This window comes from Streptomyces sp. NPDC002730 (assembly GCF_042888805.1).
Classification (GTDB): domain Bacteria; phylum Actinomycetota; class Actinomycetes; order Streptomycetales; family Streptomycetaceae; genus Streptomyces.
This window is the reverse complement of record NZ_JBIAQG010000007.1, coordinates 225,981-241,118: the sequence shown is the minus strand read 5'-3', so window position 1 is coordinate 241,118 and position 15,138 is coordinate 225,981. Positions and strand designations below refer to the sequence as shown.

The window sequence follows — 15,138 nt, the reverse complement described above, 5'->3', positions numbered from 1 at the left end:
GGCCTTCGGTCGTGTCCTCAATCGCCGGACGGGCTCAATAAGCCCGTCGTCATGACGACGGCGCGGATCGGCGGACGATCAACTCGGTGGGCAGGATGACGGGTTCATGGGGAGCGGCCGTGCCGCCGAGATGGATCAGCAGCATCCGCGCCGCCGTCTCGCCCATCTCCCGCATGGGCTGGCGGACGGTGGTCAGCGGGGGCTCGGTGTGCTGGGCCATGGGGATGTCGTCGAAGCCGACGACGGCGATGTCGTCCGGGACGGACCGGCCTGCGGCACGCAGCGCCCGCAGTGCCCCCGCGGCGCTGAGGTCGTTGTGCGCGAAGACCGAGTCGAAGTGCCTGCCCGTGGCGAGTTGCCGCTCGACAGCGAGCCGCCCCGACAGTTCGGTGAAGTCCCCCTCCGCGATCAGCTCGGTCGGCAGGACCTCGAGGAACCCCTCGAGCCGGTCCTGTACGCAGCCGAAGTGCCGGCGGCCGGTGACGATCAGGGGGCGGCTGCGGCCCGCCGCCAGCAGATGGCCGGCGGCCGACGCACCGCCCTCGCGGTTGGTGGTGGCGACGGACGGGAACTCCGGGTGGTGGCCGCGGTCGTCGATGAGGACGACCGGGAGTCCCTTGCGGTGCATCGCGGTGATGGTGTCGAGGGTGTTCTCGGGTTCGACGACGAGGAGGCCGTCGAAGGCGCGGGCGGAGACCTGACTGGTGAAGTGCTCGACGGACTCGGCGCCACGGTTGCAGGTGAAGAGCAGCAGCCCGTATCCGGCGGCCTCGACGGTGTCCACGACTCCCTGGAGTACTTCGCCCATCCAGGGCCAGGTGAGCGGGGGCGTCAGCATGCCGACCGTACGGCTGCTGCCGCGGGCCAGACCGACGGCACCCAGGCTGGGCACATAGCCGAGGCTTGCGATCACTTCACGAACGCGGGCAGCTGTGCCGGCGTCGACTTCGCCCCTGGTGTTCAGGACGCGGGACACGGTGGTCTTGCTGACGCCAGCCTCACGTGCGACATCGGCGATCGTGACGGGCATTCCGGGGCCTCCGCGTCGAGGTCTGGAACCGGTGCCGGAACCGGTACCGGTGGTGCGCGGCGAGTCAACTCGTACCGGGTCCTGTCGTCAAGACTTCACACCGAGATCGGCCGAATCCCAAGTTCCGGGCATGTGCGGGGTGTTGTGCGTTCAGGGTCTGAAAGCGCAAACCCTTGACGGCTGTACGCGGTGGCAGTTCACTCACGCCTCGTCCCCCCACACCACTGCCGGAGAGGGCCCAGCCCATGGCACGACGTACCGGAACGATCAGAATCCTGCTCGCATCGGCCCTGGCCGCCGCCGGACTCACCGGTCTGACGACGGGCTCGGCGCAGGCCGCGGGCGAGCAGGTGAACATCTGGCTGACCACGACGGACGACGCCGGCGGCCGCCATGTCACCCGCGGCCTCCAGCAGCAGACATCCGTCAACTTCCAGGCGGGCAGCGGCGGCAGCGGCACCAACGTCACCGTCGACGAGAACATCCGCTTCCAGACCTTCACCGGCGGCGGCGCCTCCTTCACGGACACCGCGGCCTGGCTGATGAAGGGCAGCGGAGCGCTGTCCCAGGCGACCCGTGACGCGACGATGAAGAAGCTCTTCTCGCCGACCGAGGGAATCGGTCTCTCCTTCGTCCGCAATCCGATGGGCGGCTCGGACCTGGCCCGCTTCGGTTACACGTACGACGATGTGCCGGCCGGCCAGAGCGACCCGGCGCTGTCGAAGTTCTCGATCGCGCACGATCTCGCCGACGTACTGCCGCTGACGAAGCAGGCCAAGCAGCTCAATCCGGCGCTCACCACGGTGGCCTCGCCATGGACGGCACCCGCCTGGATGAAGGACAGCGGGCAGCTCAACGGCGGCTGGCTGAAGTCGGAGTACTACGGCTCCTACGCGAACTACTTCGTGAAGTATCTCCAGGCCTACCGCGACCAGGGCATCCCGGTCGACTACGTCACCGCGCAGAACGAGCCGACCTGCTGCGACAGTTACCCGTCGATGAGCTGGAACGGCTCGGGTCTGGCGTACTTCACCAAGAGCGAGCTGTTGCCGAAGCTCCAGGCGGCGGGCCTGCCGACCAAGGTGCTGGCGCACGACTGGAACTGGGACACCTACGACGCGTACGCCGCCCCGACGGTGAATGACGCGGCGGTCCGCAGCCACCCGAACTTCGGCGGGATCGCCTGGCACGGCTACGGCGGGAACATCTCCAAGCAGACCGAGGTGCACAACCAGTATCCGCAGCTGGACGCCTTCCAGACCGAGCACTCCGGCGGCACCTGGATCGCCAACCAGCAGCGCGAGGACATGACCAACATCATCGACTACACCCGTAACTGGGCGAAGTCGGTGACCAAGTGGTCCCTCGCCGTCGACCAGAACCGGGGCCCGCACAACGGCGGCTGCGGAGTCTGCGACGGACTCGTCACGGTGCACAACGGCGACGGTCGCCACGGCCAGGTCGACTACATGATCGAGTACTACACGATGGGCCACCTCACCAAGTTCGTGCGGCCCGGCGCCCACCGGATCGCCTCGACGGCGAGCTCGGCCGTGCCGAACGTGGCCTGGCGCAACCCCGACGGCTCGAAGGCGCTGATCGCGTACAACGACGGCTCGGCAGCACAGACGATCACCGTCAACTGGGGCGGTCAGCACGCCACTTACGCACTGCCGGGCAAGACATCCGCGACCTTCACCTGGTCCGGCACACAGGCCGGCGGCTCGGACCCGACCGGTAGCCTGACCGGCCTGGCGGGCAAATGCCTCGATGTGGCGGGCGGCGCCGGCGCGGACGGCACGGCCGTCCAGCTCTGGGACTGCAACGGCTCCGCCGCCCAGCAGTGGACGGTCCGCGCGGACGGCACCGTCCAGGCGCTCGGCACATGCCTGGACGTGACCGCCGGCTCGACCGCGAACGGCGCGAAGGTCCAGCTGTACGGGTGCAACGGCTCCGGCGCACAGCAGTGGCGCTACGAACCGTCGAGCGGTGATCTGGTGAACGTCCCGGCGGACAAGTGCCTCGACGTCTCCGACAACTCCTCGGCGAACGGCGCCCGCGCACAGATCTGGGCGTGCACCGGAGCCGCCAACCAGAAGTGGCGGCTCCAGTCCTGACCTGCGAGGGCTACTCGGCCGGTTCGACGCCGGCGCGCAGCAGACCGTAGGTGTACGCGTCCTCCAGGGCCTGCCAGGAGGCGGCGATGACGTTCTCGGCGACGCCGACCGTGGCCCATTCGCCGCTTCCGTCGCCCGTCGTGATCAGTACGCGGGTGGTGGACTCGGTGCCGTGGCGGCCTTCGAGGATGCGGACCTTGTAGTCGACCAGCTCCATCTTGGCGAGCTGCGGGTAGATCTTCTCCAGGCCGACGCGCAGCGCCCGGTCGAGCGCGTTGACCGGGCCGTTGCCCTCGGCGGTGGCGACGATGCGCTCGCCCTTGGCCCACAGCTTCACAGTGGCCTCATTGGCGTGGGTGCCGTCGGGGCGGTCCTCGACGATGGCCCGCCAGGACTCCGTACGGAAGTAACGGCGGGCCCGGCCCTCCGCCTCCGCACGCAGCAGCAGCTCGAAGGAGGCGTCCGCCGCCTCGTATGTGTAGCCCCTGAGCTCGCGCTCCTTGACCCGCTCGACGACCCGGCCGACGAGCTCACGGTCACCGCCGAGGTCGATACCGAGCTCTTTGCCCTTGAGCTCGATTGAGGCGCGGCCCGCCATGTCGGAGACGAGCATCCGCATGGTGTTGCCGACCTGCTCGGGGTCGATGTGCTGGTACAGATCGGGGTCGACCTTGATGGCGGAGGCATGCAGTCCGGCCTTGTGGGCGAAGGCCGAGACGCCGACGTACGGCTGGTGCGTGGAGGGGGTGAGGTTGACGACCTCGGCGATCGCGTGCGAGATCCGGGTCATGTCGGCCAGCGCGCCCTCGGGCAGCACCTTCTTGGCGTACTTGAGCTCCAGGGCGGCGACGACCGGGAAGAGGTTGGCGTTGCCGACGCGCTCGCCGTAGCCGTTGGCGGTGCACTGGACGTGGGTGGCGCCCGCGTCGACGGCGGCGAGGGTGTTGGCGACGGCGCAGCCGGTGTCGTCCTGGGCGTGGATGCCCAGGCGGGCGCCGGTGTCGGCGAGGACGGTGGAGACAACGGCCTGGATCTGGGCGGGCAGCATTCCGCCGTTGGTGTCGCACAGGATGACGACATCGGCGCCCGCGTCGGCCGCTGTGCGCACGACGGACTTGGCGTACTCCGGATTGGCGCGGTAGCCGTCGAAGAAGTGCTCACAGTCCACGAATACCCGGCGGCCCTGCTCGCGCAGGTAGGAGACGGTGTCGCGGACCATCTCCAGGTTCTCCTCGAGGGTGGTCCGCAGCGCCAGCTCCACATGCCGGTCATGCGATTTGGCGACCAGCGTGATCACCGGTGCACCCGACTCGAGCAGCGCTCTGACCTGCGGGTCCTCGGACGCCTTGGCGCCAGGGCGGCGGGTGGCGCCGAAGGCGACGAGCTGTGCGTTCCGGAAGGTGATCTCCTGCTGGGCACGCGAGAAGAACTCCGTGTCCCGGGGATTGGCGCCGGGCCAGCCGCCCTCGATGAACCCCACGCCGAAGTCGTCCAGGTGCCGTGCGATGGTCAGCTTGTCCGCAACGGTGAGGTTGATGCCTTCGCGCTGCGCGCCGTCGCGCAGCGTCGTGTCGAAGACATGGAAGCTGTCGTCGGTCTCCGTGTCCGTGGCCTGTGTGGTCATGGCTGTGTTGACTCCTGTCGGATGAGTGGCTCCCGGAATTACTGGCTCCACTTGCCCCCATCATCGCGCGCTGGTCGCTTCCGGCCGAGGTGGGGCCGTAAAACGAAAAAACCCCTCGCGGGTGCGAGAGGTCTGCGCGCGGGTCTGGGGCACGGTGGTCGCGTCGTAGTTGTTGGTACGAGGCGATCACTGAGGACCGGCGCGCCTGCTGCCCATAATCATGGCGAACGAAAGCACGGTCGCAGTCTGCCATACGCCGTGCGGCGGGCGGGATGGGGTCTCACCATGCGGGCGCCTGCGCTTGCTCGTCCTGGAGCGCCACCCCAGGGCCCCAAGCCTCCCCCGGGGCTCCGCCCCCTGGCCCCCGTACGCCCTTCGGGCGTGTCCTCAATCGCCGGACGGGCTGGGGTCCTCCGGGCGGGAGCCCAGCCTCGTCGGCGGGACATTTCAGCCCCTCCGGCGTTTGAGGAGCGGGGCTTGGGGCGGAGCCCCAACAGAGGCCCCGCCGGCGATTGGGCGCATGGCCCGGGGCCGATAATTCAGCCCCGCCGGCGAGGAAAGGGCCCCTCTTACTTCACCCGGGCCGGGGCCGTCGCCGAGACCTCCTCGCGGCGCGCGGGCGCCGTCGCCGCCACCCGGTTCAGGTCGATGTCACGCGTCTCGCGCATCGACAGGTACACCACCAGCGACACCGCCGCGCAGCCCGCCACGTACCAGTAGAAGCCCGACTCCAGCCCCGCATCCTTGAACCACAGCGCCACATACTCCGCCGTGCCGCCGAACAGCGCGTTCGCGATGGCGTACGGCAGCGCGACACCCAGCGCGCGGATACCCGTCGGGAACAGCTCGGCCTTCACACACGCGTTGATCGACGTGTAGCCGGTGATCACCACAAGGGCCAGCAGCGCAAGCCCCAGCGCCGGCCAGAACGAGCCCGCGTGCTTGAGCATCGTCATGATCGGCACGGTCAGGAAGGTCGAGCCGACCGCGAACGTGATCAGCAGCGGACGGCGGCCGATCCGGTCGGAGAGCTTGCCCGCGAGCGGCTGCAGACAGGCGAAGACGATCAGCGCGCAGAAGGAGACCAGGGTCGCGGTCTGCTTGGGCAGCCCGGCGGAGTTGGAGAGGTACTTGGTGAGGTAGGTCGTGTACGTGTAGTACGCGACGGTGCCGCCCATCGTCAGGGCGATGACCAGGAACGCCTCGCGCTTGTGCGCCCACAGGGCCTTGATCGTGCCCTTGTCCCCGGCGGGGGTGTCGTCGCCGGACTCCTCGTACACATCGGTCTCGAGCATGTTGCGGCGCAGATAGAAGACGATCGCCGCTCCGAGCGCGCCGATGATGAACGGGATGCGCCAGCCCCAGCTGTGCAGGGCGTCGTCGGACATGGTGCGCTGCAGGATGATCTGCAGACCGAGGCCGACGATCTGGCCCGCGGTCATCGACACGTACTGGAAACTGGAGGCGAAGCCGCGGTGCTCCGGGGCGGAGGCCTCGGTGAGGTAGGTCGCGCTGGCCGCGTACTCTCCGCCGACGGAGAGGCCCTGCAGGAGGCGGGCGATCAGCAGCACCACCGCGCCGCCGTAGCCCGCGACGCCGTAGGTGGGCGCGATCGCGATCAGGACCGCGGATGCGGACATCAGACTGACGGTCAGAGTCAGCGCCGCCTTGCGGCCCTTGCGGTCACCGACCCGGCCGAGCAGCCAGCCGCCGACCGGTCGCATGAAGAAGCCGACGGCGAAGATGCCTGCGGTGTTCATGAGCTTGGCGGTGTCGTTCCCTTCGGGGAAGAACGCCCCCGCGAAATAGGTCGCGAAGCTCGCGTACACAAACCAGTCGAACCACTCGACCATGTTGCCGGCGGAACCGACCCAGATCTTCTTCCAGTGCTCTCGTCCCATGAGGTGAAACCGTGCCGGAGGGGCACAACCGCAACAAGACGGCGTGCGGCAACGATCGGGAGTACTTGCGTACGTTGCGTTCCCGGGAGGTCGGTCAGCGGGCGGGCCCGAGCAGCGTCTCGTCGAGGAATTCCCGCACGTGGGCGAGGACTTGGGCGCGTCCTGTACCCGGTATTCCGACGGCGACATGAACGCTGAAACCGTCGAGCAGGGCGCGCAGCCGGGCGGCGAAGCGGTCGGGGTCGACGGCATGGAACTCGCCGCGCGAGATGCCTTCGGCGATCAGCGCGACGAGGTCCCGGTGCCAGGCGCCCTCGATGGCGGCCTGCCGGGCACGGGCGTCGGCCTCGGCGTTCTGTGAGCGGTTCCAGACCTCGAGCCAGAGCGTCCAGTGAGGGTCGCGGGGCCCGTCGGGGATGTAGAGATCGACGTACGCGTCGAGGCGTTCGGCGGCGGAGGCCTGCTGGGAGAGCAGGGCACTGCGCTCGGCACCGAGACGGCCCTCGCTCCACTCGAGGGTCTGCAGGAGCAGCTCGTCCTTGGTGCGGAAGTAGTAGAGGAGATGCCCGCTGCTCATCCCGACCTCACGGCCGAGCCCGGCCATGGTGAGCCCGTCGAGGCCGCGCTCGGCAATGGTCGCCATGGCGGCGACGAGGACGGACTCCCGTGGCGGCGCGATGTTGCGGCGGCGCGCGGCAGGGCTCATACGGCGGCCACCGGCACGCTCGGAGGGCGGCCGCATCTCGCGTTGAGGAACACATTCACCCGTATGTTCTACCTGATCCCACTCGCCGCCGAGGACGATCCAGCGGTCCTCGGCCCTGCGCGAGCACAGGGCCTCGGACATCAGACCCTGGGCTGCTGCTGTGTGATGCAGTGGATGCCGCCGCCACCGGCGAAGATCGTGCGGGCGTCGACCAGGGTGACCGTACGGCCGGGGTAGAGGCTGCGGAAGATGCCCGCCGCGATCTCGTCGCGCGGGTCGTCGAAGGCGCACAGCACCACGCCGCCGTTGCAGACGTAGTGGTTGATGTACGAGTAGTCGACCCATGCGCCGTCCTCCTCCCGTACGACGGTCGGCGCCGGGACCTCGACAACCTCGATACGGCGGCCCCGTGCGTCCTTCTGGGACTTCAGCATCTCCACGTTCTCCTTGCAGAGCTCGTGGTCGGGGTGGGCCGGGTCCGGCTGGCTGTGGGCGACTATCACCCCCGGGCCGGCGAATGCGGCGACGATGTCGACATGGCCGAGCGTGCCGTAGCCGTGCGGGGGATAGTCCGCGGTCAGGCCGCGCTTCAGCCAGATCGCCCTGGTCGTGCCGAGCTTGGCATGGATCTCGGTCTCGACCTCCTCCTTCGTCCAGCCCGGGTTGCGCTCGGGGCCGAGCTGCACGGTCTCGGTGAGCAGTACCGTGCCGTCGCCGTCGACATGGATGCCGCCGCCCTCGTTGACCAGCGGTGAGCTGTGCGAGGGCACGCCGACGAGGTCCGCGACAAGCCGGGCGATCTTCGCGTCGTGCTCCCAGCTGGCCCACTCCTGCGCGCCCCAGCCGTTGAACACCCAGTCCACAGCGGCCAGTTGGGTTCCGTCGGTGACGAAGGTCGGACCGATGTCGCGCATCCACGCGTCGTCCAGCTCGCGCTGGACGATGTCGATGTCCGGGCCGAGGAGTGCGCGGGCGCCCCCGGCCTGGCCCGGGCTCACGACCATGGTGACCGGCTCGAAGCGGCGTACGGCCCGGGCGACGGACGCCCACGCCCGGCGGGACTCGGCGAGATCGTCCCCGGTGAAGGTGGCGTTGGGGCCCGGCCAGGCCATCCAGGTGCGCTCGTGCGGGGCCCACTCGGGCGGCATACGGAAGGTCATATCGTCGGACTCCTAGAGGAAGTAGAGGCGGTTGAGGGAGATCGAGTCGGCGGGTTCGGACCGCAGCGGGTCGCCGTCGAGCGTGACCAGGCCACTGCCGGCGTCCACTCCGACCTCGCCGAGCCGGGAGTTGAGCCGCAGATCGGCCGGGCCGATGCCGCGCGTGCCGCGTACCGCGACCCGGCGGCGGCGCGTCGGCATCAGGTCGGAGCCCAGTTCGGTCGCGGCCCTCGCCACGAAGGCCACCGAGATGTCCGCGGCGGTCGCTCCGTACGCCCCGAACTGCGGGCCGAGGACGAGCGGTTCACAGGTGTCGGTCGCGGCATTGGGGTCGCCCGTCACCCCGTATGTGGGGAAGCCCGACTTCAGTACGAGCTGCGGCTTCGCCCCGAAGTACTGCGGCTTCCACAGCACGATGTCCGCGAGCTTGCCCACCTCGATCGAGCCGATCTCGTGCGAGAGGCCGTGTGCGATCGCCGGGTTGATGGTCAGTTTCGCCATGTAGCGCAGCACACGCGCGTTGTCGTCGTGCGCGCCGTCGCCCTCCATCGGGCCGAGCTCGGCCTTCATCTTCCCGGCCATGGCGAAGGTGCGGCGTACGGTCTCGCCCGCGCGCCCCATCCCCTGCGCGTCCGACGAGGTGATCCCGATCGCGCCGAGGTCGTGCAGCACGTCCTCCGCACCCATCGTTCCGGCCCTGATCCGGTCCCGCGCCATCGCGGCGTCGCCCGGCAGATCGGTCTTGAGGTCGTGTACGGAGACGATCATCCCGTAGTGCTCGGCGACCGCGTCCCGGCCGAAGGGCAGGGTCGGATTGGTGGACGAGCCGATGACGTTCGGTACGCCCGCCATCTTGAGCACGTTCGGTACGTGTCCCCCGCCGCAGCCCTCGATGTGGAAGGCGTGGATCGTGCGGCCGTCCAGGACGCGCAGCGTGTCCTCGACCGACAGGCATTCGTTCAGACCGTCGCTGTGCAGCGCGACCTGGACGTCGTACTCCTCGGCGACGCGCAGCGCGGTGTCGAGAGCCCGCGTGTGCGCGCCCATGTCCTCGTGGACCTTGAAGCCGGACGCGCCGCCCTCGGCGAGCGCCTCCACCAGAGGCGCGTCGTGGGACGACGAACCGCGCGCCAGGAAGCCGATGTTGACCGGCCAGGCGTCGAAGGCGTTGAAGGCGTGGCGCAGTGCCCAGGGCGAGTTGACGCCGACGCCCCACACCGGGCCGAACTCCTGGCCGATGACGGTGGTGACACCGGAGGCGAGCGAGGCCTCCATGATGCGCGGCGAGAGCAGATGGACATGGGTGTCGACGGCTCCGGCGGTGGCGATCATGCCCTCGCCGGGCACGATGCTCGTGCCCGTGCCGACGACGACGTCGACACCGTCGAGGGTGTCCGGGTTCCCGGCCCGCCCGATGGCGTGGATCCTGCCTTCGCGGATGCCGATCGACACCTTGCGGATGCCCTGTGCGGCGTCGATGACAAGCACGTTGCTTATGACGACATCGCAGGTCTCGCGTACGGCGGCGGCCTTCAGATGCAGCCCGTCGCGCGCGGTCTTGCCGAAGCCGGCCAGGAACTCGTCGCCCGGCTTCTGCGTGTCCGACTCGACGCGGACCACGAGCCCGGAGTCGCCGAGCACGACCCGGTCCCCGGCGCGGGGGCCGTGCACGGACGCGTACTCGTACGGATCGATTCCGGTCCTGTCGGTGCCGGTCATGAGCGGACCTCCAGCTCGTGGTGGGCGTACGACGCGGGGCGCGGGGCGGTGCCCGCCGCGCAGCGCGGCGTACGGAACTGCGTGCGGCACTGCGTACGGCGCGAGGCGGCGCTCAACGCTCCGCTCCCAGATAGCCGCACGCCGCCGCACGCCGCAGCGCCTCTTCCTTCGCGCCGGGCGCGTCCAGCGGGCCGTCGACCAGGCCCGCGAAACCGATCGCGATCCGGTCGCCGCCGATGGGCAGCAGGCCGACCTCGGCCTCGCCGCCCGGGTCGAAGCGGACGGAGGACCCGGCGGGGACACAGAGCCGCATGCCGTACGCCGCGGTGCGATCGAAGTCGAGTCGCGGATTGGCCTCGAAGAAGTGGAAGTGCGAGGTGACGCTGACCGGCACGGCCGCGGTGTTGCGCACGGTGAGCCTGAGTGCGGGCTCGGGCTCGGTGTGCGGCGGCGCGGGCAGTACGGCGCCGGGAGCGCCGTCGCCGAGTCCGCCGCCTCCGATCGGCTCGGAGACCACGGCGAGCCGTGAACCGTCGTCGAAGACGGCCTCCACATGCACCTCGGTGACCACATCCGCCACACCGGGCAGGACATCGTCGGGGCCCAGCACACTGCGGGCCGCCTCGATCGCCTCCGCGAGCCGTCGACCGTCGCGGGCCGCCTCGCAGACGGTGTCCGCGATGAGCGCGGTCGCCTCGGGGACATTGAGCCTCAGGCCACGGGCCCGGCGCGCCCGCGCCAGTTCGGCGGCACCGAAGAGCAGCAGCCGGTCGCGCTCGGTCGGGGTCAGTCGCACGTCACCACACCTCCCTGTTTGAACGTCACTCTAACTGCGAGTTTCTTTTCACGGAAGCATTGACGGAGGACCGATGCCTGAGTCACATTGAGCGCCACTCAAACAGCCGAGTCTCAGGGGCACCCCTATGCCGATAGAACAGCGCGGAGTCGACACCATCCCGGATGTGGAGCGCACCAGTACGCCACGCGATCTCATCTCGATCCTGCTGGGCTCGAACCTCTGCCTGGGCGTCATCGTCTTCGGCTGGCTGCCGCCGTCCTTCGGGCTCGGCCTGTGGCCCTCAGTGACCTCGATCGTCATCGGCACGCTGGTCGGCATCCTGGTCACAGCCCCGCTCGCGCTGATTTCCCTGCACACGGCGACCAACCTCTCCACGTCCAGCGGCGCCCAGTTCGGCGTACGCGGCCGGCTCGTCGGCTCGGTCGTCGGCCTGCTGCTCTCGCTCGGGTACACCGCCCTCACGCTGTGGATCGGCGGCGACGTGATGGTCGGCACCCTGTCCCGGCTGATCGGGCTGCCCGACGGCGGGGCCACCCGCGCCCTGATGTACACGCTGCTCGCGGGCTGCACGGTCGTCGGCGCGATCTACGGCTACCGGCTGCTGCTCCGGCTCAGCAAGGTGCTGTCCATCGGCATGGTCATCCTGCTGCTGGTCGGCGTCTTCGCCTACGCGGGCGACTTCACGACGGCCGCGCCCCCCGACACCCCGTACCTGCTCGGCTCCTTCTGGCCCACCTGGCTGCTCGCGGCCGTCGCCGCCGGGCTGAGCGGCCCGGTCGCCTTCATCACGCTGCTCGGTGACTACACGCGCTACATCTCGCCGCGCCGCCACAGCACCCGCAAGGTGTACTGGGCCGGCTGTCTGGGTCTCCTCCTGGGCCTGCTGGTGCCGCAGCTGTTCGGTACGTACACGGCTCTCGCCGCCCGCGCGGGGCTGGAGTACTCGGGACCGCTCGTCGACGCCGCGCCCTTCTGGTACCTGGGACCGCTGCTCCTCGCGGCCTCGGCAGGTTCCGTCGGCAACTCCGGCCTGATGCTGTACTCGATGGGCCTCGACCTGGACGCGATCCTGCCGAAGGCCACCCGCGCCAAGGCCACCGTGATGGCCGCCGTCGTCGCGACCACGTTCGTGTTCCTCGGCTCGTTCGCATGGGACGCGCAGTCGGCCATGACGTCCTTCGTGCTGCTGCTGACAGCCATCGGCACCCCCTGGGCGGTGATCACGCTGATCGGACACGTGCGCTGCGGCGGCCAGTACGACCCGGACGCGCTGCAGGTCTTCAACCGCCGCGCCCGGGGTGGCATCTACTGGTACCGGGCGGGCTGGAACGTGCGGGCCACGGCGTCCTGGGCGCTGGGCGCGGCGGTCGGTCTGACGGCGGTCTCCACGACGGTCTACGAAGGCCCGCTGCTCGCCCTCACGGGCGGAGTGGACTGCAGCTTCATCCTCTCCGGCATGGTCGGTGGCCTGACGTACACGCTGCTGACCCTGCGGGCTCCGGTCCCGGCCGCGGGCGCCGCGGCGGAACCGTCCACGGTCGACGTCACCGCCTGACGGACGGCGCGGAGACGACGGAGGCCCGCCGCCGGTGTGAACCGGGGCGGGCCTTCGTACGCAGAGCTGCGGTCGGCGTCAGCCCACCTGGTGGGTCCAGCCGTGGACGTCCTCCGCCTTGCCCGTCTGGATGTCCAGCAGCGCCTTGCGCAGCCGCAGCGTGACCTCGCCCGGCTGGCCGCCGGACTGCTTCCATTCGCCGCTCGCGGACTTGACCAGGCCGACCGGGGTGATGACCGCGGCCGTACCGCAGGCGAAGACCTCGGTGAGCGTGCCGTTCTCGGTGTCGGCCATCCACTGGTCGATGGAGATCCGGCCCTCCTCGGACTCGTAGCCGAGATCCTTGGCGAGCCGGAGCAGCGAGTCACGGGTGATGCCGGCGAGCAGCGAGCCGGTGAGCTCGGGGGTCACGATGCGGTTCCCGTACACGAAGTACAGGTTCATGCCGCCCAGTTCCTCGACCCACTTGTGCTCCACGGCGTCGAGGTAGGCGACCTGGTCGCAGCCCTTCTCGGCGGCCTCGGCCTGGGCGAGCAGGGACGCGGCGTAGTTGCCCCCGGTCTTGGCGTCGCCCATGCCGCCGGGGACGGCGCGCACACGGTCCTCGGACAGCCAGATGGAGACCGGCTTGACGCCGCCGGGGAAGTAGGCGCCCGCGGGCGAGGCGATGACGATGAAGAGGTACTCGTTGGCGGGCCGCACACCCAGGCCGACCTCGGTCGCGATCATGAAGGGGCGCAGATACAGCGAGGACTCTCCGCCGTGCGCCGGGACCCACGCCGTGTCCTGCTGGACCAGTGCGTCGCACGCCTCGATGAAGGTCTCGACCGGCAGCTCCGGCATCGCCAGCCGGGCCGCGGACCTCTGGAAGCGCTGGGCGTTCGCCTCGGGACGGAAGGTGACGACCGAGCCGTCGGGACGGCGGTAGGCCTTCAGGCCCTCGAAGATCTCCTGCGCGTAGTGGAGCGTCATATTGGCCGGGTCGATCGACAGCGGCGCGTACGGGACGAGCTGAGCGTCGTGCCACCCGCGCCCCTCCGTCCACTTGATCGTCACCATGTGATCGGTGAAGTGGCGGCCGAATCCGGGGTTGGCCAGGATCGCCTCGCGCTCCGCGTCGGACAGCGGGTGCGAGGAAGGCTTGAGCTCGATCGTGGGCGTCGTCATGAGTGCAGTGTCCTTCACCGGTTGTTTGTGACGGACCGCGCTCACGCCGCTGCGACTGCTAGGACGTCCGAGCTTTCCCGCATGCCGCGGCCCACGTCGATTATCGCTCGCGTGGGGCCGTGCAAGAAACGGGGTGAATGCGGTCCAGGGTTGATGGTGACACCCGGAGGCCGCACAGGAGAAGCCGCCGGGTGCTGATGCGACCCGGCGGCTTCAGTGGAACCGTCAGGTCAGCCGGCTACTCGTACCGCGAGCGCGTCGCCGATCTCGTCCGTCGTACGGACCGTCGTACCGTCACGCTCCGCGAGGTCGGCGGAGACGGCCTCCTCGATGCGTGCCGCCTCGGTCTCGAAGCCGAGGTGACGCAGCAGGAGGGCGACGGAGAGGATCGTGGCCGTCGGGTCGGCCTTGCCCGTGCCCGCGATATCGGGCGCGGAGCCGTGGACGGGCTCGAACATCGACGGGAAGGTGCCCGTCGGGTTGATGTTGCCGGACGCGGCCAGGCCGATACCGCCGGTCACGGCAGCGGCGAGGTCGGTGAGAATGTCACCGAAGAGGTTGTCGGTGACAATGACGTCGAAGCGCTCCGGCTGAGTGACGAAGAAGATCGTCGCGGCGTCGACGTGCAGATAGTCGGTGGTGACCTCGGGGTACTCCTGGCCGACCCTGTCGAAGATGTTCTTCCACATGTGACCGGCGTAGACGAGGACGTTGTTCTTGTGGACCAGCGTCAGCTTCTTGCGCGGACGGGAGTTGGCCCGCTCGTACGCGTCACGGACGACGCGCTCGACACCGTACGCCGTGTTGAGGCTGACCTCGGTGGCGACCTCGGCGGGCGTACCGGTGCGCAGGGAGCCGCCGTTGCCGGTGTACGGACCCTCGGTGCCCTCGCGGACGACGACGAAGTCGATGTCGGGGCGGCCGGCCAGCGGGGTCGCGGTGTTCGGGAACAGCTTCGACGGACGCAGGTTGACGTAGTGGTCGAAGGCGAACCGCAGCTTGAGCAGCAGCCCGCGCTCCAGCACACCGGACGGCACGGACGGGTCGCCGATCGCGCCGAGCAGGATCGCGTCGTGGTTCTTGAGGGACTCGAGCTCCGCGTCCGGGAGGGTCTCTCCGGTGCGGTGCCAGCGCTGGGCGCCGAGGTCGTACTCCTTGGTCTCCAGCTTCACATCCTGCGGGAGGACGGCGGAGAGGACCTTCAGGCCCTGAGCCACGACTTCCTGGCCGATGCCGTCACCGGGGATCACTGCGAGATTGATGCTGCGAGACATATCGGCACCCTACTCCGCGTCCCATCCAATGACACTTGATGTCCACCATCCGGACAGGCGTGTCCTCGATCGCCGGACGGGCCCGA

Annotated in this window: 11 protein-coding genes; 2 read left to right on the top strand and 9 right to left on the bottom strand. The window is 69.5% G+C overall.

Going from position 1 to position 15,138, the window contains the following annotated elements:
• Positions 1-49 precede the first annotated feature (49 nt).
• Positions 50-1,030 (bottom strand): LacI family DNA-binding transcriptional regulator, encoded by a 981-nt coding sequence (locus ACFYXH_RS19800; protein ID WP_389564371.1) that lies wholly within the window; start codon positions 1,028-1,030, stop codon positions 50-52.
• Positions 1,031-1,275: 245 nt separating this feature from the next.
• Between ACFYXH_RS19800 and ACFYXH_RS19795 the strand changes: the two genes are divergently transcribed.
• Positions 1,276-3,147: a ricin-type beta-trefoil lectin domain protein gene (locus ACFYXH_RS19795; protein ID WP_389564368.1), complete on the top strand. Its 1,872-nt coding sequence runs from the start codon at positions 1,276-1,278 to the stop codon at positions 3,145-3,147.
• A gap of 10 nt (positions 3,148-3,157) precedes the next feature.
• Here the strand turns inward: ACFYXH_RS19795 and cimA are convergent, their stop codons facing one another.
• From cimA to ureA, 6 genes are all read right to left on the bottom strand, one after another.
• Positions 3,158-4,771, bottom strand: coding sequence for a citramalate synthase (gene cimA / locus ACFYXH_RS19790; protein ID WP_385305545.1), 1,614 nt, complete (start codon positions 4,769-4,771; stop codon positions 3,158-3,160).
• Positions 4,772-5,340: 569 nt separating this feature from the next.
• Positions 5,341-6,672 carry an MFS transporter gene (locus ACFYXH_RS19785; RefSeq protein WP_389564364.1) on the bottom strand — a complete coding sequence of 444 codons (1,332 nt, stop codon included), beginning with the start codon at positions 6,670-6,672 and terminating at the stop codon, positions 5,341-5,343.
• Between the two features lie 94 nt (positions 6,673-6,766).
• Positions 6,767-7,378, bottom strand: a complete 612-nt coding sequence (locus tag ACFYXH_RS19780) for a TetR/AcrR family transcriptional regulator (protein ID WP_389564761.1) — start codon at positions 7,376-7,378, stop codon at positions 6,767-6,769.
• Positions 7,379-7,518: 140 nt separating this feature from the next.
• Positions 7,519-8,538: an agmatine/peptidylarginine deiminase gene (locus ACFYXH_RS19775; protein WP_389564362.1), complete on the bottom strand. Its 1,020-nt coding sequence runs from the start codon at positions 8,536-8,538 to the stop codon at positions 7,519-7,521.
• Positions 8,539-8,550: 12 nt separating this feature from the next.
• A complete protein-coding gene (locus ACFYXH_RS19770; RefSeq protein ID WP_389564359.1) occupies positions 8,551-10,257 on the bottom strand; it encodes an urease subunit alpha in 1,707 nt (568 codons plus the stop codon).
• Between the two features lie 112 nt (positions 10,258-10,369).
• Complete coding sequence (ureA, locus tag ACFYXH_RS19765) at positions 10,370-11,053, bottom strand: urease subunit gamma (RefSeq protein WP_389564356.1); 684 nt, start codon at positions 11,051-11,053, stop codon at positions 10,370-10,372.
• A gap of 127 nt (positions 11,054-11,180) precedes the next feature.
• Between ureA and ACFYXH_RS19760 the strand changes: the two genes are divergently transcribed.
• Entirely contained in the window at positions 11,181-12,611 is a 1,431-nt protein-coding gene (locus ACFYXH_RS19760) for a cytosine permease (RefSeq protein WP_389564354.1), read from the top strand.
• A gap of 78 nt (positions 12,612-12,689) precedes the next feature.
• Here ACFYXH_RS19760 and ACFYXH_RS19755 read toward each other — a convergent pair whose 3' ends face one another.
• Positions 12,690-13,778: a branched-chain amino acid aminotransferase gene (locus tag ACFYXH_RS19755; protein WP_389564351.1), complete on the bottom strand. Its 1,089-nt coding sequence runs from the start codon at positions 13,776-13,778 to the stop codon at positions 12,690-12,692.
• Positions 13,779-14,008: 230 nt separating this feature from the next.
• Positions 14,009-15,052 (bottom strand): 3-isopropylmalate dehydrogenase, encoded by a 1,044-nt coding sequence (locus ACFYXH_RS19750; RefSeq protein ID WP_389564347.1) that lies wholly within the window; start codon positions 15,050-15,052, stop codon positions 14,009-14,011.
• Positions 15,053-15,138 lie beyond the last annotated feature (86 nt).